Source organism: Caballeronia catudaia, assembly GCF_001544755.2.
Classification (GTDB): Bacteria; Pseudomonadota; Gammaproteobacteria; order Burkholderiales; family Burkholderiaceae; genus Caballeronia; species Caballeronia catudaia.
Map to the genome: position 1 here is coordinate 44,292 of NZ_FCOF02000025.1, position 24,097 is coordinate 68,388.

At 64.5% G+C, this 24,097-nt stretch carries 17 protein-coding genes; 11 read left to right on the forward strand and 6 right to left on the reverse strand.

Going from position 1 to position 24,097, the window contains the following annotated elements; all coding sequences use genetic code 11:
• Nucleotides 1–2,085, reverse strand: a complete 2,085-nt coding sequence (locus tag AWB75_RS23595; RefSeq protein WP_061126465.1) for a 3-hydroxyacyl-CoA dehydrogenase NAD-binding domain-containing protein — start codon at nucleotides 2,083–2,085, stop codon at nucleotides 1–3.
• A gap of 174 nt (nucleotides 2,086–2,259) precedes the next feature.
• Nucleotides 2,260–3,918: a 3-(methylthio)propionyl-CoA ligase gene (locus AWB75_RS23600; protein WP_061126466.1), complete on the reverse strand. Its 1,659-nt coding sequence runs from the start codon at nucleotides 3,916–3,918 to the stop codon at nucleotides 2,260–2,262.
• A 106-nt stretch (nucleotides 3,919–4,024) separates the two neighbouring features.
• Here AWB75_RS23600 and AWB75_RS23605 point away from each other — a divergent pair, with 106 nt between their 5' ends.
• From AWB75_RS23605 to AWB75_RS23625, 5 genes are all read left to right on the forward strand, one after another.
• Entirely contained in the window at nucleotides 4,025–5,617 is a 1,593-nt protein-coding gene (locus tag AWB75_RS23605; protein WP_061126467.1) for a protein adenylyltransferase SelO, read from the forward strand.
• A gap of 49 nt (nucleotides 5,618–5,666) precedes the next feature.
• Nucleotides 5,667–6,083: a peptide-methionine (R)-S-oxide reductase MsrB gene (msrB, locus tag AWB75_RS23610; protein WP_061126468.1), complete on the forward strand. Its 417-nt coding sequence runs from the start codon at nucleotides 5,667–5,669 to the stop codon at nucleotides 6,081–6,083.
• Between the two features lie 102 nt (nucleotides 6,084–6,185).
• Complete coding sequence (locus AWB75_RS23615; protein WP_061126469.1) at nucleotides 6,186–6,722, forward strand: septation protein A; 537 nt, start codon at nucleotides 6,186–6,188, stop codon at nucleotides 6,720–6,722.
• The gene (locus AWB75_RS23620) at nucleotides 6,719–7,033 is read left to right on the forward strand and encodes a BolA family protein (protein ID WP_061126470.1); all 315 of its coding nucleotides are present in this window, start codon (nucleotides 6,719–6,721) and stop codon (nucleotides 7,031–7,033) included. The genes AWB75_RS23615 and AWB75_RS23620 overlap by 4 nt, the downstream gene beginning before the upstream one ends.
• A 108-nt stretch (nucleotides 7,034–7,141) precedes the next feature.
• A complete protein-coding gene (locus AWB75_RS23625; RefSeq protein WP_061126471.1) occupies nucleotides 7,142–7,924 on the forward strand; it encodes a peptidylprolyl isomerase in 783 nt (260 codons plus the stop codon).
• 64 nt (nucleotides 7,925–7,988) lie between these two features.
• Here the strand turns inward: AWB75_RS23625 and AWB75_RS23630 are convergent, their stop codons facing one another.
• Entirely contained in the window at nucleotides 7,989–10,442 is a 2,454-nt protein-coding gene (locus AWB75_RS23630) for a family 20 glycosylhydrolase (RefSeq protein ID WP_087086779.1), read from the reverse strand.
• Between the two features lie 226 nt (nucleotides 10,443–10,668).
• Nucleotides 10,669–14,700, reverse strand: coding sequence for a phosphoribosylformylglycinamidine synthase (gene purL, locus AWB75_RS23635; protein WP_061126473.1), 4,032 nt, complete (start codon nucleotides 14,698–14,700; stop codon nucleotides 10,669–10,671).
• Nucleotides 14,701–15,167: 467 nt separating this feature from the next.
• On the opposite strand from purL, the gene AWB75_RS23640 reads away from it, so the two are divergent.
• The 3 genes from AWB75_RS23640 (at nucleotide 15,168) to pgi (ending at nucleotide 19,949) form a co-directional block, all read left to right on the forward strand.
• Nucleotides 15,168–16,460, forward strand: a complete 1,293-nt coding sequence (locus tag AWB75_RS23640; protein WP_061126500.1) for an FAD-dependent oxidoreductase — start codon at nucleotides 15,168–15,170, stop codon at nucleotides 16,458–16,460.
• A gap of 78 nt (nucleotides 16,461–16,538) precedes the next feature.
• A complete protein-coding gene (locus tag AWB75_RS23645; protein ID WP_061126474.1) occupies nucleotides 16,539–18,101 on the forward strand; it encodes an NAD(P)H-hydrate dehydratase in 1,563 nt (520 codons plus the stop codon).
• 213 nt (nucleotides 18,102–18,314) lie between these two features.
• Nucleotides 18,315–19,949, forward strand: coding sequence for a glucose-6-phosphate isomerase (gene pgi / locus AWB75_RS23650; protein ID WP_061126475.1), 1,635 nt, complete (start codon nucleotides 18,315–18,317; stop codon nucleotides 19,947–19,949).
• Between the two features lie 50 nt (nucleotides 19,950–19,999).
• On the opposite strand, the gene AWB75_RS23655 is transcribed toward pgi, so the two are convergent.
• A complete protein-coding gene (locus AWB75_RS23655) occupies nucleotides 20,000–20,701 on the reverse strand; it encodes an ABC transporter ATP-binding protein (protein WP_061126476.1) in 702 nt (233 codons plus the stop codon).
• On the opposite strand from AWB75_RS23655, the gene AWB75_RS23660 reads away from it, so the two are divergent.
• Nucleotides 20,700–21,371 (forward strand): arylesterase, encoded by a 672-nt coding sequence (locus AWB75_RS23660; protein ID WP_061126477.1) that lies wholly within the window; start codon nucleotides 20,700–20,702, stop codon nucleotides 21,369–21,371. The two genes, AWB75_RS23655 and AWB75_RS23660, sit on opposite strands and share 2 nt — an antisense overlap.
• 122 nt (nucleotides 21,372–21,493) lie before the next feature.
• A complete protein-coding gene (locus AWB75_RS23665) occupies nucleotides 21,494–21,835 on the forward strand; it encodes a hypothetical protein (protein WP_061126478.1) in 342 nt (113 codons plus the stop codon).
• Nucleotides 21,836–21,916: 81 nt separating this feature from the next.
• Here the strand turns inward: AWB75_RS23665 and AWB75_RS23670 are convergent, their stop codons facing one another.
• Nucleotides 21,917–23,839: a SurA N-terminal domain-containing protein gene (locus tag AWB75_RS23670; protein WP_061126479.1), complete on the reverse strand. Its 1,923-nt coding sequence runs from the start codon at nucleotides 23,837–23,839 to the stop codon at nucleotides 21,917–21,919.
• Here AWB75_RS23670 and AWB75_RS37175 point away from each other — a divergent pair.
• Nucleotides 23,838–24,050, forward strand: a complete 213-nt coding sequence (locus AWB75_RS37175; RefSeq protein ID WP_143746480.1) for a hypothetical protein — start codon at nucleotides 23,838–23,840, stop codon at nucleotides 24,048–24,050. The two genes, AWB75_RS23670 and AWB75_RS37175, sit on opposite strands and share 2 nt — an antisense overlap.
• The last annotated feature ends 47 nt before the right edge of the window (nucleotides 24,051–24,097 follow it).

The following is a 24,097-nucleotide window of genomic DNA, read 5'->3' on the forward strand; positions in this document are numbered from 1 at the left end:
TCAGCCATTGAAGCGTCCATTCGATTTCGCGAGTTCGGTCACGCGCGCGGATAACTGCCACGCGTCGCCGTTGACCTGCTTCGCGTATTTGCGGATCGCGCGTTCGACGTTGTAGAGGCCGATGGTGTCCGCGTAGAGCATCGGCCCGCCGCGCCAGAGCGGAAAGCCGTAGCCCGTCAGATAGACCATGTCGATATCCGACGCCTTCGCGGCGATGCCTTCCTCGAGGATCTTCGCGCCTTCGTTCACGAGTGACAGCACGAGGCGTCCGACGATCTCGTCATCGTCGATCCTGCGCCGCCCGATGCCGCGTTCCTTCGAATACGCGACGATCATCTCGTCAACGCTTTCTGATGGCAACGCGTCGCGCTTGCCTGGCCGATAGTCGTACCAGCCCGCGCCGGTCTTCTGCCCGAAGCGGCCCGTCTCGCACAGACGATCCGCGATGCGCGAATAGTGCAACTCGGGCTGCTCGCGATAACGGCGCTTGCGAATGGCCCAGCCGATGTCGTTGCCCGCGAGATCGCTCATGCGGAACGGGCCCATCGCGAAGCCGAACTTTTCGATTGCGCGATCGATCTGCGCGGGCAGCGCGCCTTCTTCGAGCATGAAAAGCGCCTGGCGAATGTACTGCTCGATCATTCTGTTGCCGATGAAGCCATCGCACACGCCCGACACCACGGCCGTCTTGCGGATCTTTTTCGCGAGCTGCATGACGGTCGCGAGGACGTCCTTTTCGGTCTTCTCGCCGCGCACGACTTCGAGCAGCTTCATCACGTTGGCGGGGCTGAAGAAGTGCATGCCGATGACGTCGCCGGGACGCGACGTGAACGACGCGATCCTGTTCAGATCGAGCGTCGATGTATTCGATGCGAGAATCGCGCCGGGCTTCGCGATTTCATCGAGACGACGGAACACCTGTTCCTTCACGCTCAAATCCTCGAACACGGCTTCGATGATGAGATCGGCTTGAGCAAGCGCTTCATAAGCGAGCGTAGGCTGAATCAGCGCCATGCGCTCTTCCGCTTTCTCCTGCGTGAGCTTGCCCTTTTTGACCTGCGCTTCGTAGTTGGCGCGCATCGTGGCGAGGCCGCGGTCGAGCGCCTCCTGCTTGGTTTCGAGCAGGGTGACGGGCAGGCCCGCGTTGAGGAAGTTCATCGCGATGCCGCCGCCCATCGTGCCCGCGCCGACGACGCCCACGCGTTCGATCTTTCGGACCGGCGTGCCGGACGGCACATCGGCGATCTTGCCCGCAGCGCGTTCGCCGAAAAACGCATGACGCAGCGCGCGGCTTTCCGGTGTCTGCACGAGCGAGAGAAAGCATTCGCGCTCGAACGCAAGGCCGCGCTCGAAGCCTTCCTTCACGCCCTTTTCGATCGCGTCGATGCATTTGTGCGGCGCCGGAAAATGCATAGCGACTGCCGCAACGCCGTTCCTCGCGAACCGAATGAAACCCTCGGGGTTCGGATGTTCGATGGCGCGATCGCGAACCTTCGGATGCGCACCGCCCCGGTCGGCGGCCTGGCCGGCGAGAGACAGCGCGGCTTCGAGCAGATCGCCTTGCGCGAGTTCGTCGAAAAGCCCGGTATGCGCGAGCTTCTCCGACAACACCGGCGTGCCCGACACGATCATGTTCAGCGCCGCTTCCAGCCCGATCACGCGCGGCAGGCGCTGTGTGCCGCCCGCGCCGGGCAGAAGGCCGAGCTTCACTTCCGGCAGCGCGATCTGTGCACCGGGCGCGGCGATCCGGTAATGCGCGCCGAGCGCGAGCTCGAGACCGCCGCCCATCGCGACAGCGTGGATCGCCGCGACGATCGGTTTCGCGCTGGCTTCCAGCACCTGGATCACCGTGGTGAGCGTCGGTTCCTGCGTGGCCTTCGGCGTATTGAATTCGGTGATGTCCGCGCCGCCCGAGAACGCCTTGCCCGCGCCGATGATGACGATGGCGCGCACGCTCGCATCATCGTTCGCGCGCTCGACGCCTTCGACGATGCCGAGGCGCGTCGAATACCCGAGCCCGTTGACGGGCGGATTGTCGAGCGTGATGACGGCGACGCCGCCGCGGATCGTGTAGTCCACTGCCATGAACGTGTCTCCTGTCGACCGGATAACGGATCGATTGTGGGCGATCGGTCCAGAATACACAAAAGAGAACGATCGTTCAATTAAGATGATTGCGCGGCGAGCAGGGGCGCAAGAGTGCGAAAGCCCCGGCTCCGCGCGCACGGACCGGGGCTTTGCCGAGACGGCAAGACCAGCCTAGACGGGATTCTCAGCCGCGCCCGGCAGCACATACTCCCGATATTGCTCACGCAGCCGCACTTTCTGCAGCTTGCCCGTCGCGGTATGCGGCAACTCGTCGGCGAACACGACATCGTCGGGAATCCACCACTTCGCGACCTTGCCCTCGAAATGCGCGAGCAACTCTTCCCGCGTGAGCGTCGCGCCCGGCTTCAACACCGCGACGATCAACGGCCGCTCCGTCCACTTCGGATGCGCGCACGCGATGCACGCCGCTTCCGCCACTTGCGGATGCGACACCGCGATGTTCTCCAGATCGATCGAGCTGATCCATTCGCCGCCGGACTTGATCACGTCCTTGCTGCGATCGGTGATCTGCATGAAGCCGTCCTGATCGATGGTCGCGACATCGCCCGTCGGGAACCAGCCGTCGACGAGCGGCGAGTCGTCGCGACGGAAATAGCGGCCGATGACCCACGGGCCGCGCACATACAGATCGCCGAATGACTTGCCGTCCCAGGGCAGCTCGCGGCCGTCGTCGCCGACTACCTTCATGTCGACGCCGAAGATCGCGTGACCCTGCTTTTCGAGCGAGTGGCGCTGCGCGTCGAGCGGACGCTGCTTCTGCCTGAAGGAGAGACGCGACAGCGTGCCGAGCGGCGACATCTCCGTCATGCCCCATGCGTGAATCACCTGCACGCCGTAGTCTTCCTCGAAGGTGCGCAGCATCGCGGGCGGGCACGCGGAGCCGCCGATCACCGTGCGCTTCAACGTGGAAAAGCGCGCGTCGTGCTGCTTCATGTGGTTGAGCAGGCCCATCCATACGGTCGGCACGCCGGCCGAATATGTGACGCCTTCGCTTTCCATCAACTCGTAGAGCGACTTGCCGTCGAGGTCCTTGCCCGGAAACACGAGCTTCGCGCCGACGAGCGGCGCCGCGTGCGGAATGCCCCACGCATTGACATGGAACATCGGCACGACGGGCAGGATCGCATCGCTCGATGACGCGCCCATCGCATCGGGCAGCGCCGCGCCATAAGCGTGCAGCACCGTCGAGCGATGCGAGTACAGCGCGCCCTTCGGATTGCCCGTCGTCCCGGATGTGTAGCAGAGAAACGAGGCCTGGCGCTCGTCGAGCATCGGCCAGTCGTAATTGCCGTCGTGCGCAGCGATGAGCGTCTCGTAGCTCATCAGCGGCACGCTCGGGTTCGACAAATGCTCTTCGATGCATGGAGCATCGCCGAGCGCGATCCAGCCTTTCACGTTCGGGCACTGCGGCGCGACGATCTCGACGAGCGGACCGAAGGTCATGTCGAAGAAGACGTAGGCGTCGTCGGCATGATCGATGATGAACGCGATCTGATCGGGAAAGAGCCGCGGGTTGATCGTATGGCACACGGCGCCCATGCCGGAGACGCCGTAATAGCACTCCAGATGCCGGTAGCCGTTCCATGCGAGCGTGCCGATGCGCTCGCCTTGTTCCACGCCGAGCGCGGTCAAAGCCTGCGCGAGTTGCTTCGCGCGTTTCTCGCAATCGCGCCAGGTATACCGGTGGATATCGCCTTCGATGCGACGCGACACGATTTCGTTGTCGCCGAAGTGACGCGAAGCATGGGACAGCAGGGACGACGCGAGCAACGGTACTTCCATCATCTGGCCGTAGAGCGGCGACGTCATAGGCGATGTCCTCGGATGGGTCTGTAGCTTGGCAATCGATGCGAGCCGGCTCCTGCAGGCCCGCGGACGCGGAATTACAATATCGTTTAACTCAGAGGCGCTCAACATGTCGTTTTCCCCAAGCAATGCCGTGCGCGCGGCGCGCGACGAGACGCCCGCCGACGCGCGTTCCGTCGACGAAATCGCCAGCGCGATCCGCGTCGGTCTGCCCGGCTCGTTCGCCGCGCTCGGCACCGCTTTCCTGACCCGTCTGCCCGCCGCGCCCGTCGCCGATCCCTATCTCGTCGGGCTTTCGCCCGAGATGGCCGAATCGCTCGGCTTCGATCCCGAAGTCGCCACCGGCCCCCAAAAGAACGCATTCGCCGCGTACTTCGCCGGCAATCCGACGCGCGACTGGCCGAGCGATGCGCTGCCCTATGCCGCCGTGTACTCGGGGCATCAGTTCGGCGTATGGGCGGGCCAACTGGGCGACGGCCGCGCGCTCACGCTCGGCGAGAGAGAGCACGATGGCGCGCGCCTCGAAGTGCAGTTGAAAGGCGCGGGACGCACGCCCTATTCGCGCATGGGCGACGGCCGCGCGGTGCTGCGTTCTTCGATTCGCGAGTTTCTCTGCTCGGAGGCGATGCACCATCTGGGCATCCCGACCACGCGCGCGCTCGCCGTCATCGGCGCGGATATGCCGGTGCGTCGCGAGACCATCGAAACGGCCGCGATCGTCACGCGCGTCGCGCCGAGCTTTGTGCGCTTCGGGCACTTCGAACATTTCTATTCGAACGATCGCGTCGACGATCTGCGCAAGCTCGCCGATCACGTGATCGACCGCTTTTATCCGCATTGCAAAGAGGCCGACGACCCGTATCTCGCGCTGCTCGACGAAGCCGTGCGCTCGACCGCCGACCTGATGGCGCAATGGCAAGGCGTCGGCTTTTGCCACGGCGTGATGAACACCGACAACATGTCGATTCTCGGTCTTACGATCGACTACGGTCCGTTCGGCTTCATGGACGCGTTCAACGCGCATCACGTCTGCAATCACTCGGATACGCAGGGGCGCTATTCCTACAGCCGCCAGCCGCAGGTCGCGTACTGGAACCTCTTTTGTCTCGCGCAGGCGCTCGTGCCGCTCTTCGGCGGCAACCTGCCGGAAGAAGGCCGCGCCGAACGCGTCGTCGAAGAAGCGCAGAAGGTGCTCGAACGCTATAAGGACCGGTTCGGGCCCGCGCTCGTTGCGACGATGCGAGCGAAGCTCGGCCTCGACATCGAGCGCGAAGGCGACGACAAGCTCGCCAACGGGCTTTTCGAAATCATGCACGCGAATCGCGCGGACTTCACGCTCACGTTCCGGAACCTGTCGAAACTCTCGAAGTCCGACGCGAGCCGCGATGCGCCCGTGCGCGATCTCTTTCTCGACCGCGCCGCATTCGATGCGTGGGCCGTCCAATATCGCGAACGGCTCGCGCACGAACCGCGCGACGACGCCGCGCGCGCCACGGCGATGAATCGCGTGAATCCGAAATACGTGCTGCGCAATCATCTGGCGGAACAGGCGATCCGCCGGGCGAACGAGAAGGATTTCTCGGAAGTGGCGCGTCTTCTGGACGTACTGCGCCGCCCTTATGACGAGCAGCCGGAAAACGAGGCGTATGCCGCCCTGCCGCCCGACTGGGCGGGCGAACTCGAGGTGAGTTGTTCTTCGTAGCATCGCCCTCATATACAAGGCCTTCCCGGCCAGACCCAAGGAACGACAGATGAGCACAGACGACACCCCGAAGAGCTACCCGCTGCAAAAAGACGACGCTTCGTATCGCCGTGAGCTCGACGACATGCAGTATCAGGTCACGCGTCACGCCGTGACCGAGCGCCCGTTCACCGGCAAATACTGGGATCACAAGGACCGCGGCGTCTACGACTGCGTGTGTTGCGGCACGCCGCTTTTCGAATCGGACACCAAATTCGACGCCGGCTGCGGCTGGCCGAGCTATTTCAAGCCGATCAACGGCGAAGTGATTCAGGAAAAAACCGACCGGTCGCACGGCATGCTGCGCATCGAGGTGCTGTGCAACAACTGCGGCGCGCACCTCGGCCACGTTTTCGAGGACGGCCCCGCCCCGACCGGTTTGCGGTATTGCATCAACTCGGCTGCGCTACAATTCGAACCCAAGTAAGCGCGAGCCGTGCATTTCGTCGTACCGGCGCCCGCCGCTTCTCGCGGGCGCTTTTCTTCGCGCGCCTCGCCCTCATCCGATGCCCCTCACGTCCGGACGCCAATGAAATTTCTGTTCGATCTGTTTCCGATCATTCTCTTTTTCGTCGCATTCAAGGTCTGGGGCATTTACACCGCGACGGCCGTCGCGATTGCGGCGACGCTCGTGCAGATCGCCTGGGTCGCGTTCCGGCATCGCAAGGTCGATCCGATGCTGTGGGTGAGTCTCGGCGTGGTCGTCGTGTTCGGCGGCGCGACGCTCGTGCTGCACAACGACACTTTCATCAAATGGAAGCCGACCGCGCTCTACTGGCTCTTCGCATTCGCGCTGATCGTCGCGCATCTCGGCTTCAGAAAAAATCTGATCGAAGCGATGATGGGCAAGCAGATCGTGCTGCCGCATCGCGTGTGGGGACAACTGAACGTTGCGTGGGCCGTGTTCTTCGCGTTGCTCGGCATCGTCAATCTTTTCGTCGCCTATAACTTCACGACGGATCAGTGGGTCAACTTCAAGCTGTTCGGCGCGACGGGCTGTCTCGTCCTGTTCATCGTCGCGCAGAGCTTCTGGCTTGCCAAATACATGAAGGAGGACGGGCAATGAGCGAATCCTTCGATTTCATGAGCGCATCGGCGGCGGACAAGATCGCGCATCTCGAAGCGCGGCTGAACGCGGCGCTGCAACCCCAATCCGTGCATATCGACGACGACAGCGCCGCGCACGCGGGCCATGCGGGCGCGGCGTCGGGCAGCCATTACACGGTGACGATCGTCGCCGATTGCTTTGCCGGCAAGGCGCGCGTGGGGCGGCATCGACTGGTGTATGATGCGCTGGCCGAGGAAATGCGGCGCGGCGTGCACGCGCTCGCGATCCGTGCTTACACGCCGCAGGAGTTCGCAGAACAATTCGAATAAACGCGCGGCTCGTGTTTCAATCCGCGTTTCGTCCCGAGTTTTCGTCCGTTATCTTGCCTCTTGAATCTCGCCTGAGAAGGCGTCAGTTTGCTCAGTTAGGAACCTCCGATGACTTTGAAAAAAACCCGCGTCTGGGTGTTGCTGGCTGCATTCGCGGCTGCTCCCGCGTTTGCGCAAAACATCGCCGTCGTGAACGGCACGCCGATTCCGACGTCGCGCGCCGATGCGCTCGTGAAGCAGCTCGTGGCGCAAGGTCAGCAGGATTCGCCGCAACTTCAGCAAGCGGTGCGCGAGGAACTCATCAACCGCGAAATCCTGATGCAGGAAGCCGCGCGCGAAGGCATCGCGACGCGTCCCGACGTGAAGGCGCAGATCGCGGTGGCGCAGCAGACCGTCGTGCTGCGCGCGCTGATCGAAGACTTCGTGAAGAAGAACACGCCGACCGACGCCGAAATCAAGGCGCGCTATGACCAGCTCGTGAAGCAGAACGGTGGCGGCAAGGAACTGCATCTGCATCACATCCTCGTCGACAACGAAGCGCAGGCGAAGGATCTGATCACGAAGATCAAGGGCGGCGCGAGCTTCGAGGATCTCGCCAAGCAATATTCGAAGGACCCGGGATCGGGCAAGAACGGCGGCGATCTGGACTGGTCGTCGCCTTCGGCTTACGTGCCGGAGTTCGGCGCGGCCGCCGAGAAGCTCAAGAAGGGTGAAGTGACGCCCGAGCCGGTGAAGACGCAGTTCGGCTATCACGTCATCCGCATGGACGATTCGCGCGAGATCGCCCCGCCGCCGTTCGATCAGGTGAAGGCGCAGATCGCGCAGCAGATCCAGCAGGAGAAGCTGCAGACGTTCGAGGAAGGGTTGCGCAGCAAGGCAGTGATCAAGTAACTTTTCGCTGCTGCTGGATTTCAGGCAAAGCCGCCCGAGGGCGGCTTTGCCTTTTATTGCGCGCTCAACTGCCCGCGCCCTCACGCATCACGGCTCCCGCGCGCTTGAGCTTCGCCGACTCGCGGTTCTGCACGACGCTCGTGAACTGCGCCCAATCCTGCGCGAGCGCGGCTTTATCGACCTTATCGGTATCGCCGAGCTTGTAGCGCTCGCCTTCCCGATAAGGCCGCTCCCACGCCGCCCGATGCCACGCGCGTTCCGCGAGCGCCAAAAGACGCGGATACACCATGTATTCGAACTGCTGATCCGTGCGCATGACCTCCGCCCAGGCCTGTCCCTGAATGCCTTCGATACGCGGCGCTGGTCCCGCGCTCGTCACCTCGAACGGCTTGCCGTCGCGATCGGCCATGATCTCCGCGTTCTGCGGCAGGTTGTCCGGTGCGAGCGAGAAGGTCTTGAAGCTGTCCGTGCCATGCGAGCCCCAGTAATAGCCGCGCTCGCGCTGATCGAACGAATACGGAAAGTCGAAGTACAGATAGTCCGGCAGCGCGAGCACCGTCTTGTAGCCCTGGCTGCTCAACGTCTGCACGGTGTCCGACGCGCCCCAGAAGATCGTGTCCCACATCGTCACCATCGTGCTCGACGTCGCGAAATCCTGCGGCCCGCTCGCGTGCTTGATGCCGTCCTGCCACGCGGCCATCGTGCCAATGCCGTTGTTGCGCACGATCTGACTCACCTGGCGCGCGAACATTGACGGCAATTCGTCGACGGAAGCCGCCTTGCCCGATGCGATCAGCGCCGCGCACTGCGGCGAGCGGCCCCACGGCTTGTCCTGCGCCGCGAGGTTGACGTGACCTTTGCCGGGGTCTGTGCCGTCGAGCGGCTGAAATCCCGCGCCGAGCAGGATGTTCTTCGCTTCGTCGCCGCCGAAGTGCCACACGGAGAGCGGTGCGCCGGCCTCGCGATGCATCGCCGCGATCTCGCCGATGACCTTCGACGCAAAGCGCTGCGCGCCGTCCGAGCACGGATTGATGAAGCTGCGGCGATCGTAGAACTGAACCGTGGTCGCGTTCGACGTATCGGCCGGATCGAGCAGACGGTACGCGTTCGCGCCCGCCTTGTCGCCCTGCGCGATCAGCCGTTGATAGCGCGCTTCCATCGATACGACCGCGGCGCGCGCGTGGCCGGGCATGTCGATCTCGGGAACGATCTCGACGAAGCGATCCGCCGCATAGCGCGCCAGCGCGACATACTCGGCGCGGCTCAGATAGCCGCCTCCCGAACGATTGTCCGGGCCCGAGCCGAGTTGCGGCACGAGGCAGCGCGTTTCGGTGAGATCGTGGCAACGCTTCGCGCCGATCTCGGTGAGCTCCGGCAAACCGGGAATTTCGATACGCCAGCCTTCGTCGTCCGAAAGATGCAGATGCAGGCGGTTCAGCTTGTACGCCCCCATCTGGTCGATCAGACGGCGCAACGTCGCGGGCTGGCGGAAGTTGCGCGCGACATCGACGTGCATGCCGCGATGCGTATAGCGCGGCGCGTCTTCGACGGTCATCGCGGGCACGCTGCCGCCGCCTGCGGGCGCGAGCGACAAGAGCGTCTGCACGCCGTAGAAAAGCCCGGCGGCATCGAAGGCGTCGATGTCGACGCCGTCTTGCCCGATCGTCAGCCGATAGCCGCCGGAGCGCGCGATATCCGCCGGCAGCGCTGCGCCTGCGATTCGCCCGTTCACGCGCACGGCCGCCCCACCGAGCCCGAGTGTCGCCGCGCGCGATGCCAGCGCCGCGATCTGCGACGACGTCAATCCCGACAACGACAGATCGATGCCGCCAACCTGCACCGCGCCCTCGCCCGCCGACGAGCGCAGGACGGCCGGCAACGCACGCGCCGCAGTCTGCTGCGCCGACGGCAGTGCAGCCTCCGCGCGGGCGCGCTGCACTTGCGCGGGCGTCGCGGCGAATGCGGCTGCATCGTCCGCGATCGGCGGAATGCGATCGACGTAGCGGGTTTCGTCGTCGGTGTCGTTGTGTTTGAGAATCGCGGGTGTCGCGCTGCCATCGGCGACGACATAGGAACGCGGCAACAGATCGCTGTAGCGCTGATACCAGTACTCGCCGACGAACGGCACCTCGACGCGCTCGCCTGCGTCGAGCGTGAACGCGCCGGCGCGCGGTGTGAGCGCATAAAGGTCGCCCGTGATGTGCTTCCACGCGAACGCGGGATGCTCGACCATCAGGATGCGCCGGATGCTGTGCACATAAAGCGTCCAGCCGCCGGCGGCGAGCGCGCGTGAGCCGGTGTTCTCGAGAATCAATTTGCCGCGCGCGCAACTGGCCCAGTCCGCGCCGAGGTCCGCGCAGTGCGTACCGGATTTCGCGGCATCGTTGGCGTCTATCTGGACGCGCACCATCAGGTTCTCGCCGAGCGCGGCCGCGCGCGCCACTGGCGACAGATTGGCCGAGCCCGAATCCGAACTGTCTCCGCACGCCACGAGAAAACTCGACGTCGCGACAATCATCGCCGATAAAGTTAGCTTGACTAAGTAATTTGACCGCAATTGCTTCATGTCTCCTCCCGGTACTGCCGCGAATCGCGGCGTGCCGTCGACTATACCCGCAACTTACAGCCGCATTATTTTGGGATATTTGCCGCCTGACAACATCGAAATGGCCGCACCAAAAAAGACGCCCCGAAGTTCGCACTTCGGGGCGTTTGCATGGTGCGATCAAACGCGATAAGCACGATCAGCCGAGGAAGCGTCGCGCGTTCTGGAACACGCGCAGCCACGGGCTGCCATCGGTGGTCCAGTCATCGGGCGTCCAGCTCATCTGCACGTTGCGATGCACGCGCTCCATGTGCGGCATCAGCACGGTAAAGCGGCCATCGGGCGTCGTCACCGACGTGATGCCTTGCGGCGAGCCATTCGGATTGAACGGATACTGCTCCGTCGCCTGGCCGCGATGATCGACGTAACGCATCGCCACGAGCGCCTTCGCCTGATCGCCCTGTTGCGAGAAGTCCGCGAAGCCTTCGCCGTGCGCGACCGCGACCGGAATGCGCGAGCCTTCCATGCCGGCGAAGAAGATCGACGGCGAACGCTGCACCTCGACGAGCGAGAAGCGCGCCTCGAACTGCTCGGACTTGTTGCGCGTGAACTTCGGCCAGTTTTCCGCGCCGGGAATGATCGACGCCAGGCTCGACAGCATCTGGCAGCCGTTGCAGATGCCGAGCGCGAAGGTGTCCGGACGTGCGAAGAACGCGGCGAACATATCGGCGAGTTGCGCGTTGAAGCGGATGGTCTTCGCCCAGCCTTCGCCCGCGCCCAGCACGTCGCCGTACGAGAAGCCGCCGCACGCCACCGCGCCCGCGAAATCGGCAAGCGTCGCGCGGCCTTCGAGCAGGTCGCTCATGTGGACGTCGTGCGCGTCGAAGCCGGCGCGGTCGAACGCGTAAGCCGTTTCCAAGTGCGAATTCACGCCCTGCTCGCGCAGGATCGCGACGCGCGGACGCTGGTTCGTCGAGATGAACGGCGCAGCGACGTCTCCGGCGGGATCGAACGTCAGCACGGGCGAAATGCCGGGATCGGCCGCGTCGAGCAGCGCGTCGTATTCGGCGTCCGCGCACGCGGGGTTGTCGCGCAGACGCGCGATGCGCCAGCTCACCTCGCTCCAGGCGCGATGCAGATCGACGCGCGGCGCATCGAAAATCTTCTTCGCGTCGCGATAAATCTCGATCGCGCCGCTCTCGTTCGGCTTGCCGATCACATGCGAGCAGGCCGACAGGCCGTGTTCGCGCAGCGCGCCCAGCACCGCATCGCGATCCGCGGCGCGCACCTGAACCACCGCGCCAAGTTCTTCCGAGAACAGCGCGCGCATCGTGCGGTCCTCGCGGCGGCCGCTCGTCTGCTTCGCCCAGTCCTTCGCGTCGCCGTAATCGGATTCGTGCTCGGCGCCGAGCGCCAGCATGTCGACGTTCAGCGACACGCCCACGTGACCCGCGAACGCCATTTCGCACACTGTCGCCCAGAGGCCGCCATCGGAGCGGTCGTGGTACGCGAGCAGCTTGCCATCGGCGTTGAGCGATTGAATCGCGGCGAAAAAACGCTTTAGGTCTTCGGGATCGTCGACGTCGGGCACCGCATCGCCGACCTGCTGCGTCACTTGCGCGAGGATGCTGCCGCCCATGCGATTGCGTCCGCGTCCGAGATCGATCGCGATCAGCACCGTGTTCGTGTCATGAACGAGCTGCGGCGTCAGATGACGGCGCACGTCCTCGACCGGCGCGAAGGCGCTGATGATGAGCGACACAGGCGATACGACTTCCTTCGCGACGCCGTCTTGCCATTTCGTGCGCATCGACAGCGAATCCTTGCCGACCGGAATACTGATGCCGAGCGCCGGGCACAACTCCATGCCGATCGCCTTCACCGTGTCATACAGCGCGGCGTCCTCGCCCGCGCTGCCGCACGCGGCCATCCAGTTCGCGGATAGCTTCAGCTTGTTCAGCGATTCGATCGGCGCGGACGCGATGTTCGTCACCGCTTCGCCCACCGCCATGCGGCCGGACGCCGGTGCATCGATGACGGCGAGCGGCGTGCGCTCGGCCATCGTCATCGCTTCGCCACGGAATCCGGCGTAGTCCATCGTCGTCACCGCGCAATCCGCGACGGGCACTTGCCACGGTCCGACGAACTGGTCGCGTGCGGTCGTGCCGCCGACCGAGCGGTCGCCGATCGTGATGAGGAAGGACTTGCTCGCGACTGCCGGATGCTTCAGCACATCGACCGCGATTTCGGACAATGCCAGACCGGTTACGTCGACAGCTTCGAAACGCGCTGCTTCGCGCTTCACATCGCGATGCATCTTGGGCGGCTTGCCGAGCAGCACGTCCATCGGCATGTCGACGGGTTCCTGGCCTTCGTTGGCTTCGTCGATCAGCTTCAACTGGCGCTCTTCCGTCGCGACGCCGACCACCGCCACCGGGCAGCGCTCGCGCTCGCAGATCGCCTGGAACGCGGGCAGATCGGCGGGCGAGATCGCCAGCACGTAGCGCTCTTGCGCTTCGTTCGACCAGATTTCGCGCGGCGACAGGCCGCTCTCTTCGAGCGGCACCTTGCGCAGTTCGAAGCGCGCGCCCTTGCCCGCGCCATCGACGAGTTCCGGGAACGCATTCGAGATGCCGCCCGCGCCGACGTCGTGAATGGACAGGATCGGATTGCCCTCGCCCATCTGCCAGCACGCGTTGATGACTTCCTGCGCGCGGCGTTGAATTTCCGGATTGCCGCGCTGGACCGAATCGAAGTCGAGCTCGGCGGTGTTCGCGCCCGTGGCCATCGACGACGCCGCACCGCCGCCCATGCCGATGCGCATGCCCGGCCCGCCGATCTGGATCAGCAGCGTGCCTGCGGGAAGGTCGAGCTTGTGCGTGTGCTGATCCGAAATATTGCCGATGCCGCCCGCGATCATGATCGGCTTGTGATAGCCGCGCACGCGGCCCGCGACGTTCTGCTCGAAGGTGCGGAAATAGCCGCCGAGGTTCGGGCGGCCGAATTCGTTGTTGAAGGCCGCGGCGCCGATCGGACCGTCGATCATGATCTGCAGCGGCGAAGCGATACGCTCCGGACGGCCATACGGCTCGTGATTGTCCGCGGGATTGCGCGATGCGAGCGGCACGGCGCAATCGCGCGCGTTTTCCCATTTCTCGCGCGCATCCGGCAGATCGAGGTTCGACACCGTGAAGCCCACGAGACCGGCCTTCGGACGCGCGCCGCGGCCTGTCGCGCCTTCGTCGCGGATTTCGCCGCCGGAGCCGGTCGCCGCGCCCGCGAACGGCGCAATCGCGGTCGGGTGATTGTGCGTTTCTACCTTCATCAGCGTGTGCGTGAGTTCCACCCGACGCTGATACTGCTCGTCCGTGCCGCGCGGGAACCAGCGCTCGGCCACGCCGCCCTGCATGATCGCCGAGTTGTCCGAATATGCGACGATCGTGCCTGCGTGATTCAGCTTTTCCGTATTGCGGATCATTGCAAACAGCGACATGTCCTGCTTTTCGCCGTCGATGGTCCATTCGCCGTTGAAGATCTTGTGGCGGCAGTGCTCGCTGTTCGCCTGCGCGAACATCATCAATTCGACGTCGGTCGGGTTGCGCTTCAGGCTTTCGAACGCGTTCACCAGATAGTCGATCTCGTCGTCCGCGAGCGCGAGGCCGAGCTCGGTGTTCGCCGCTTCGAGCGCCTTGCGGCCCACGCCGATGATATCGACGGTCTGCAAGGGTTTGGCGGGCAGTTCGTCGAAGAGATGCAGCGCGGCATCGCGCGATGCCGCGACGCTTTCGGTCATGCGGTCGTGCAGGGCTTGCGCGACGGCCGCGCGCGCTTCGTCCGACAGCGCCTTCTTGCCGCCCAGAAAACCGCTTTTCATGGCGACCGAGTACTCGACGCCGCGCTCGATGCGCCGCACTTTGTCGAGCCCGCAGTGATGTGCGATATCGGTCGCCTTGCTCGCCCACGGCGAAATGGTGCCGAAGCGCGGCACGACCATGAAGGTCTCGACATGGCCGCGCTCTTTCGATTCCTCGAACGGCGCGCCGTAGTGCATCAGCGCCTCGATGCGGTTCGTGTCGTCGTCCGTGAGCGGTTCCGTCGCGTTGACGAAATGCAGGAACTGGCCGCGCACGCCGACGATATTCGGGTCGATGCGGGCGAGCTTTTCGAGAATGCGGGTCTGACGGAAATCGGAGAGGGCCGAAGCGCCTGGGAAACACGAGAAGTGGGCCATTGTGACGGTGCGTCGATGACGTCTGTGTGCCGCTCGCGCGACGCTCGGTCGCTTTTGCAAATCCAAAATTCGCAAATTCGGATTCGAGCACGCAATGCGGCGTGAGGCGAAAGGAAGACCGCGATTATAACCCGGATGCGCGTCTCGAAATCGGGCGGACGCTTCGCCCGGGCGCGGTGCGGCGGCAGCCGTGCGTCGCGCGACGCGCCGTCGCGCATCCCGAAATAGCGCCGGGCAAGGCCGGCCGTGCCGACCTGGGCGGGTTGCGGACCGCGCGCGCCGCGCGGCCTGCGGTCCCCCGCAAACGATTTTGGCGCTATCATGGCGCGCTTTCTTCGGGTAAGGCGCCTGGCCGTCAGGCCGGCATGCTCGTCGTTTCATCGTATTGGCGCGCGGCACCGGGCGCTTCCACCCGCGCGTCACGCCGCGCAGCACTGCAATCTCGCGCCTTCGGGCACAAAAAAGTCATGGATGTCATCGTCATCGGCGGAGGAATCGCCGGCATCGCCACCGCCTATCAGCTGCATGCGGCAGGCCACCGCGTTTGCGTGGTCGAGCGCCACGCGACCGTCGCGCAAGGTGCCACCTATGGGCAAGGCGGCGCACTGCTGCCCTCGCCGCTCGATGTCTGGTTCGGTCCGACCTTCATGGCGTCGAGCCGCGCGAAGCAAAGCGGCATGGTGGCGAAGACCGGTTTCGACTCCGCCGCGCGGGATTTCCTCAAGCAACACGCGACGCTGCGCGATCCCGAAGCATTCACTGCGCAGTACGCGCGCCTGCAGCCGCTCGTCGACATGTCGCGGGGCGTGCTCGCCGGGATCGAAAGCCGTCTCGAACTCGATTTCGAGCAGCGCCGCGGCGTGCTGCACGTATTTCGCCAGCCGCGTGAGTTCGATGAAGCGCAACCGGCCATCGGCTTGCTCAAGACCTGCGGCGTGCCGCATCGTGTGCTCACACCCGAGGAATGCGTCGAGATCGAGCCGTCCGTGCCGGACTATCCCGAATTCGCGGGCGCCGTGCTGCTGCCCGAGGAACGCACCGCGAACTGTCCGCTTTTCACCAAGCAACTCAAGCAGACGCTCGAAGACGCCGGTGTGCAGTTCCGCATGCATCGCGCGGTCGCGGCGCTGCGTCTCGACGGCGCGCGCGCGGCGGTCGAGCTCGCCGTCGCGAACGAAGGCAGGAAGCGCAGCGCCGATGTCGAGCTGATCGCCGCCGATGCGATCGTCGTCGCCGCGGGCAGCGGCACGCCGGCGCTCGTCGGCGGGAACAAGCCGGTGGCGTCGCTGCTCCCGTTGCGCGTGCACACGCTCACCGCGCCCGTCGCCTATGAGGAGCGCGCGCCGCATCTCACCGTCGTCGATTCGACCAAGCGCATCACGATGACGCGCGTGGGCCAGCGGCTGCGCGTCGGCGGCGCGGGCGTGTTTCAGAGCGCCGCCAAAGCCGACAAGCCGCTCGACGCCACGCTCGCCCGTCGCGCGCTCGATCTGCTCGGTCAGGGCACGCACGACTGGATTCCCGGCGCGGCGCGCGTCTCGGCCGCGCGCGCCTGGGACGGCGTGAGGCTGATGACCGCCGACGGATTGCCGATCGTCGGCGCGACGCGGCATCCACGGCTTTTCGTGAACGCGGCGCACGGCCCGGCAGGCTGGGGCCTCGCGTGCGGGTCTGCTAAAGTGATCGCGGACCTCGTCTCCGGCGTCACGCCCGATCTTCCCGCCGATACCCTCGCCGCGCTGAGCCCCGAACGCTTCTAGCGGATCGTTGCGACGGGCACGATTGCTGCAAACGCCGGGTTTTCGAACGAATCGCCTTTCGAAACGCCTTCCGCCGCCATGACCGCTGCCCGATCCCCCTACTTCACGCCCAAAGACGATCACCTCGCGCTCCTGACGCTCGCCGAGCTGCGCGCGCTCGAAGCGCGCGCGGCCGCCGCGCTGCCGCCGCACACGTTGATGGCACGCGCGGGGGCGGCGGCCGCGCAGTGTCTCATCGACGCCCTGGAACATGATCCCGATTCGCGCGCGCTGCCGGTCTGGCTCGCCGCGGGCCCCGGCAACAACGGCGGCGATGCGCTCGTGATGGCCGAGCGCCTGCATCGCGCGGGCGTCGCCGTGCGCGTGTGCATGCCGGTCGAAGTCAAGCCCGACGATGCGCGCTGGGCGCTCGAGGCGGCGCGCGCAGCGGGCGTACCGATCGACGGCGAGCCGCCCGCCTCGTTCGATGGTTTCGGCTGGCTCGTCGACGGCATGTTCGGCATCGGCCTCACGCGGCCGCTCGAAGGCGTGTTCGCGGAGATGGCCGCACGCATGACGCGCCGTTCGCAGGCATCGGGCCGCGTGCTCGCGCTCGATGTGCCGAGCGGCCTGAACAGCGACACCGGCGCGCCTGTGAATGGCGGCGAAACGGTGCGCGCAACGGACACCATCACGTTCATCGGTGCGAAACCGGGTCATTTCACGTCGCTCGGCCGAGATCTGACTGGCCGGCTGTTCGTCGCCACGCTCGACGTCGACGGGAGCACGGCGCCGTCGATCGTGCTCAACGTGCCCGCGCTGTTCGGCGCCTGCATGCCGCCGCGCGACAACGCGAGCAACAAGGGCACGTTCGGCTCGATCGCGGTCATCGGCGGCGACACGGGCATGTGCGGCGCGCCGATCCTCGCCGCGCGCATGGCGCTCTTCGGCGGCGCGGGCAAGGTGCATGTGGCGTTCGTCGGTGAAGGTTTTCCGCCTTACGATCCGCCGCATCCCGAATTGATGCTCCATCGTGCCGACGGCTTCGCGCTCGACAAAATGGACGCGCTGTCGATCGGCTGCGGCATGGGCAAGAGCGACCACGCGAAGCAGGTGCTCGCCAGCGTGCTGAAGCTCGATATCCCGAAGCTGCTCGATGCCGACGCGCTCAATCTCATCGCACAGGACGACGCGCTCGCCTCCGAAGTCGCGGCGCGCGGCGCGCAGGGCGATCCGTGCATCCTGACGCCGCATCCGCTCGAAGCGGCGCGTCTGTTGCAAACCGATGCGAAAGCGGTCCAGGTCGAACGCATCGCCGCCGCGCGCCAGTTGGCCGCGCGCTATGCCGCCGTCGCGGTGCTGAAGGGTTCAGGCACGGTGATCGCCTCGCCCGATGGCCGCGTCGCGGTGAATCCGACCGGCAACGCCGGACTCGCGACAGGGGGCACCGGCGACGTGCTCGGCGGATTGATCGGAGCATTGCTCGCGCAGAAGCTGCCGGCTTACGAGGCCGCGCTCGCGGGCGTCTGGCTGCACGGGCTCGCCGCGCAAACCCTCACCGACGACGGCATCGGCCCGGCGGGACTGACCGCGGGCGAGCTCGCGCCCGCGGTGCGCGCGCTCATCAACCGGCGCTTTTATGCCGAGCATGCGCGAAGCTGACACATTCCCCGCGCGCGGCGCGCCGCGAATCCTTCGTGACGCTTTGCAAGCATCCGTTCACGCATCGTCGCTATACTCTTTTTGATTCGGGCAACCGCGGCCGCTCAGATGTTTTTCAGTCGCGTTCACCAGACACGACACGCACGGACAGGCAAGCCGAGCCGCAATCGCACGAACGTATTCCTCTGTCACCTTCAGACTATCGGACCGCTCATGACCCAACACTCGATGCTCAACTCGCTTCCTGCCTGGTCGGCGCTCCAGTCGCATTACGATGCCATCTCCGGCGAGCGCCTGCGCGACTGGTTCGCGCCGGAAAACGACACCGCGCCCACGCGCGCCGAGCGCCTGACGTTCGAAGGCGGCGGCCTCGCAATCGACTTCTCCAAGAACCGCGTCAAGGACGAAACGCTCAAGCTGCTCGTCGAGGTCGCGCGGCAGGCCAAGGTCACGGAGCGCCGCGACGCGATGTTCCGCGGCGACATCGTCAATATCACGGAGCATCGCGCGGTGCTCCATACCGCGCTGCGCGCGCAATCGCCCGATGCGCCGTTCTACGAGCAGGTGCAGAAAGAAAAAGCCAGGATGGCCACTTTCTCCGATAAGGTCCGCGACGGCGCGTGGACCGGCTATACCGGCAAGCGCATCCGTCATGTGGTGAATATCGGGATCGGCGGATCGGATCTCGGGCCGAAGATGGTCGTTCACGCGCTGCATCATCTCGCATCGAAGGAACTCGATACGCACTTCGTATCGAACGTCGACGGCGCGGATCTCTGGAACGTGCTGCAGCAGGTCGACGCCGAAGAGACGCTCGCGATCGTCGTCTCCAAGACTTTCACGACGCTCGAGACGATGACCAACGCACACTCGATGCGCGACTGGTTCCTCGAATCGGGCTGTCCCGAAGACCAGCTCGCGAAGCATTTCGTCGGCGTGTCGGCGAATCCGGCCGAGGTCGTGAAGTTCGGCATCGCGAAAGAAAACGTGTTCGAAATGTGGGATTGGGTCGGTGGCCGCTACTCGCTGTGGTCGGCGGTCGGTCTGTCGATCATGCTTTCGGTCGGCCCGAAGAATTTCGACGCGCTGTTGCAAGGCGCAGCCGCGATGGACGAGCATTTCCGCACCGCGCCGCTCGACAAGAACCTGCCCGTGCTGATGGGCATGATCGGCATCTGGTATCGCAATTTCTTCGGCTCGCAGAGCGATCTGGTCGCGCCATATTCGCAGGCGCTCAGTCTTCTGTCTTCGTATCTCCAGCAACTGGAGATGGAAAGCAACGGCAAGTCCGCGCGCCTCGACGGCAAGATGGTCGACTATCCGACCGCCGCGGTGATCTGGGGCGAGCCGGGCACGAACGGTCAGCACGCGTTCTTCCAGATGCTGCATCAGGGACCGACGATCATTCCGATCGACTTCATCGCCGTGCTGACGCCGGAGCATCCGCTCGTCGATCATCACGCGAAGCTGCTCGCCAACTGCTTCGCGCAGAGCGAGGCGTTGATGCTCGGCCGCACGCTCGAAGAAGCGAAGAAGGTGGCGGGTCCGGGCAAGGAAGAACTCGCGACGCATCTGAGCTTCCCCGGCAACCGTCCGACCACGACGATCATGCTCGACGCGCTCACGCCGCAGACGCTCGGCGCGCTCATCGCGCTCTACGAGCACAAGGTGCTGGTGCAGGGCACGGTGTGGGACATCAACTCGTTCGATCAGTGGGGCGTGGAGCTCGGCAAGATTCTCGGCAAGGTCGTCGAGGCCGATATCACCGCTGAAACCGCCGATCCGAAGAAGCACGATTCGTCGACGTCGACGTTGATCGCGCGTGCGCGCAAGGCGTTGAAGCGCTGACGCGGGTGCGTCGTGCAAGGCTCGCAGCGTGTTGCGCGTTGCGGGCCTTTTTACACGCTCAGGCCGTTGACGAGCCGCCCGGCTTCGATCGTCACCGTGGCGTCGCAACGCTCGGCGAGTTCAGGATCATGCGTGACGAGTACGAGCGTCGCGCCATTGCGGCGGTTCATCTCGAACATCAAGTCGATGATCGCATAGCCCGTGGCGGCATCGAGACTGCCGGTGGGTTCGTCGGCGAAGAGCACGGCCGGATGCGTGACGAAAGCGCGCGCGAGCGCGACGCGTTGCTGCTCGCCGCCGGAAAGCAGCTTCGGATAGTGGCTCGTGCGCTGCGAAAGGCCGACCTGATCGAGCAGCGATCGTGCGCGCGCGGCGATCTCGCCATGCGGCATCTCAGCGCGCAACTCGAGCGGCAGCATCACATTCTCGAGCGCGGTGAGATGCGGCATCAACTGGAACGACTGAAATACGAAGCCGACGGCGCCGCTGCGCAACGCGGCGCGCTCGTCTTCGTTCAGGCTCGACAGATCCTTGCCCAGCAGACGAACCGAGCCCTCGCTCGCGCTGTCCAATCCGGCAAGCAGGCCGAGCAATGTCGACTTGCCCGAGCCCGACGCGCCGACGATCGCCACGCTGCTGCCCTTCGCGATCGACATATCGATCTGATCGAGAATCGTGAGCTCGCCCGTTGCGTCCTTCACCCGCTTGCTTAATCCCCGCACTTCGATGACCGGTTCGATATTGTTTTGCATGGACACTTTGAAAAAGAACTTGCGCGGCTTCGTGCCCGCGATCCCGTTGATGGCGGCGGGCATCACGACCGCACACGCCGCGGAGGCCCAGGCGGCAACCCAAACGAAGCCCGCGATCGTCGTGCTGGGCGATAGCCTCTCGGCCGAATACGGTCTGCCGCGCGATACCGGCTGGGTGAATCTCTTGCGCGAGCGGCTGGCGAAGGAGCGCTTCGATTATAGCGTCGCCAATTCGAGCATCAGCGGCGACACCACGAGCGGCGGGCGCGCGCGCTTGACCGCTGTTCTCTCGCGTATCAAGCCTGCCGTGGTGATCGTCGAGCTCGGCGCGAACGATGCGCTGCGCGGCGTGCCGCTCGCAACGACGGAGACGAATCTGCGCGGCATCGTCGATGCATCGCAGGCCGCGCATGCGAAGGTTTTACTCGTCGGCATGTACGTTCCACCCAATTACGGCCCCGACTATGCGCAAAAGCTCCATGCGGTCTATGAGCGTATCGCGAAGGACAAGAATGTCGCGCTCGTGCCTTTCCTGCTTGCCGGCATTGCTGACAAGCCTGCCATGTTCCAGGCCGATCAGATTCATCCGACGGTGCAGGCCCAGCCTTTGCTGCTGAATAACGTCTGGCCAACCTTGAAACCCTTGCTGGGAGCCGCCGCGCTGCATTGACAGCGACGCCGGCCGCGACAGCTTTCTTATCGACGCGGAGCACGGCCACGATTCAGATATCTGAGACTTTCGCGTAACTCTTATAACCCGCTCGTCTTTGAGCGACTCTACAAGGAGGTCACGTGAAATACTTCCCTCTTCTCGCCCTGACCGTTGCGATTTCGGCCTGCGCCGCGCAGCCGCCCGCCGGCGTGCAGCAAGTCGGCACGAGCCAGAAGGCTCCGAACGAGGTTGCGCAATGTGTCGCACAGAAATGGGCCGATAAATCGCAGCAGCAGGTGGTGTCGCAGGACACGCTTGCGGGCGATAAGGCCGTCGACGTGTACGTGCCCGGCCAGCAGCCGCCCAACGGCGCAGCGGCCGTCGTGCGTCCGGCGTGGTCCGGTCCGGGAACGTGGGTCGGCTTCCGCGCGTCGGGCGCGGCCGGCAGCCAGGCGACCGGCGACATTCAGGCGTGTTTGTAAGCGAAGTTCGCCTGCATTTCAGACAAAAGCCCCGCAACCTTTCGGATGCGGGGCTTTTTCATTGTGTCATTGCGGATCGGATCAGTTCGATGTCGGCGGCGGCGACTGGCTCAGCTTGACCTTCGAACGCGCCTTCAACGAGTCGAGATACGCCTCCATCTCGGCTTGTGCATAGACCTGCGCGACTTGCTGCTGCGCGCCCGCGAGACGATCGGCCGCGACCGGCGCCGCCTTGTCGATTCCATTCACGCGATAGATCGCATAGCCGTCCGCGCCGAGGTCCACGCCGACATACGCCGGAAGCTTCGATGCGTCCGCCTTGAAGACCGCGGATAGCGCCGCGGGCGGCAAGCCTTGCGCATCGTTGCGCGAGACCGTGACGGGCGACGTGAAGCCATCGGTCGACTTCGACTTTTGCAGTTCCGCGAGCTTCGTCTCGCCTTCCTTCTTCGCCATCGCAGCGGCCATTTCGGCGACGACCTTCTTGCGCACGTCATCCTTCACCACGTCGAACGCGGGAACGCTCGACGCTTTGTAATCAATCACGCGTGCAGCGACCAGTGTGCTGTTGCCGACATCGATCGCCTGCGTGTTGTTGCGGTCCTTCGCTGCATCGGGTGCGAAGACGGCTGCGAGGAGCTTCGCGTTGTTGAGCGGGTTGTCCTGCGGCAACTGCGGATTCGGCTTCGGGCCGACCGTCGCGGTCTGGATCGTCAGCTTGTACTTGTCGGCCGCCGGCTGCAGCGACTTCGCCTTCTCATAGACGAGATCAGTGAAGCCTTGCGCGTCGTCGGCGAAACCCTTCGTGCCTTGCTGGGCCGCGTAGTCCTTGGCGATCGAATCCTTCACTTCATCGAATGGCTTCGTGACAGAAGGCTTCACGTCGGTCGCCTCGATGATGTGATAACCGAAGTCCGACTCGACGATATTGCTCACTTCGCCTTTCTTCAGGCCGAACGCGGCGTCGTCGAAGGCCTTGCCGCCCGCGATCTGACCATGAGCGAAGTAACCGAGGTCGCCGCCCTTGCTCGCGGAACCCGGATCGTCCGAGTTCTTCTGCGCGATCTGCGCGAACTGGTCCGGATGCGCCTTGACTTGCGCGAGCAGTTCTTCGGCTTTCTGCTTCGCCTTGCCCTTGTCGGCTGCGCTCGCGTCCTTCGGCGCGTTCACGAGAATATGGCTCGCGCGCACTTCCGCTTCCGTGCGATAGCGCTGGATGTTGTCGTCGTAATACTTCTTCAGATCGGCGTCGCTCGGCTTCGATGCCCCCGCGATCGTCGACGGTGACAGCACGAGATACTGAATCGTCGCGGTCTCGGGCGTCGCGAAGTCGTTGCGATGCGCTTCGTAGTAAGCCGTGAGTTGCGCGTCGGTCGGCTGGACCTTCGCGGCGTAGTCGGCCGTGCGCAGCGACAGGCCCTGCACGGAGCGTTTCTGCTCGGCGAGCTCCGTGAGACTCTGCGCGAGCGATTTCGACGTGAACGACGATCCTTGAATGCTGCCCGGGATCTGCTCGGTCGCGAGCGTGTAGCGCATGCGCTCGTCATATTGCGCGGGCGTCATGCCCTGCATGGCGAGCAGTTGCTTGTAGCGTTCGAGGTCGATGCTGCCGTCGGGCTTTTTCAGCGACGAGATCACCGGGTCGGACATCAGCGCGCGACGAACCGCGTCATCCGATGCGGTCAGATGCAGGCGCTGGGTTTCGTCGGCCATCACGCGCTGTTGCACGAGACTGTCGACCATCGCGGCGCGCGTCTCGGGCGTGTCGAACATCTTGGCGTCGAACTGTGCGCCGAGCATGGAACGCGCGCGGTCCACTTGCTGCCGGAAGGCGCTGTCAAATTCGGCGCGCGTGATCTTGTGACCGTTGACGCTGGCGACGTAGGAACTCTCGTCGAAGTAATTGCTGAAACCCTGAATCCCTACCATGCCCAGGCCGGGCACGATGATGAGGATCAGCAAGGCCATCATCAGGCGCTGGTGATTTCGGAAGAAGTCGAGCATGCGTAGCGCTGCGTTGTCAGAACAAAACGCTCGATATTACAACAGTGGCGGGGGAAAAGGCGAAAGGCAGCCGTTGATCGAGTTCTCCGATCGACTGCACGTGCAGGGCGCGAACCATTGCGAGATGGAGATTGTTTTATTTATCAATCGTTTAACGCACGATCGAATCAATTTGCGCAATCCGCATTTCACGATGCGTATCGACGTTTAGCACTCTTGATCGACCCCGCAGATGTGCGATCCAAAAACAAAAAGTCC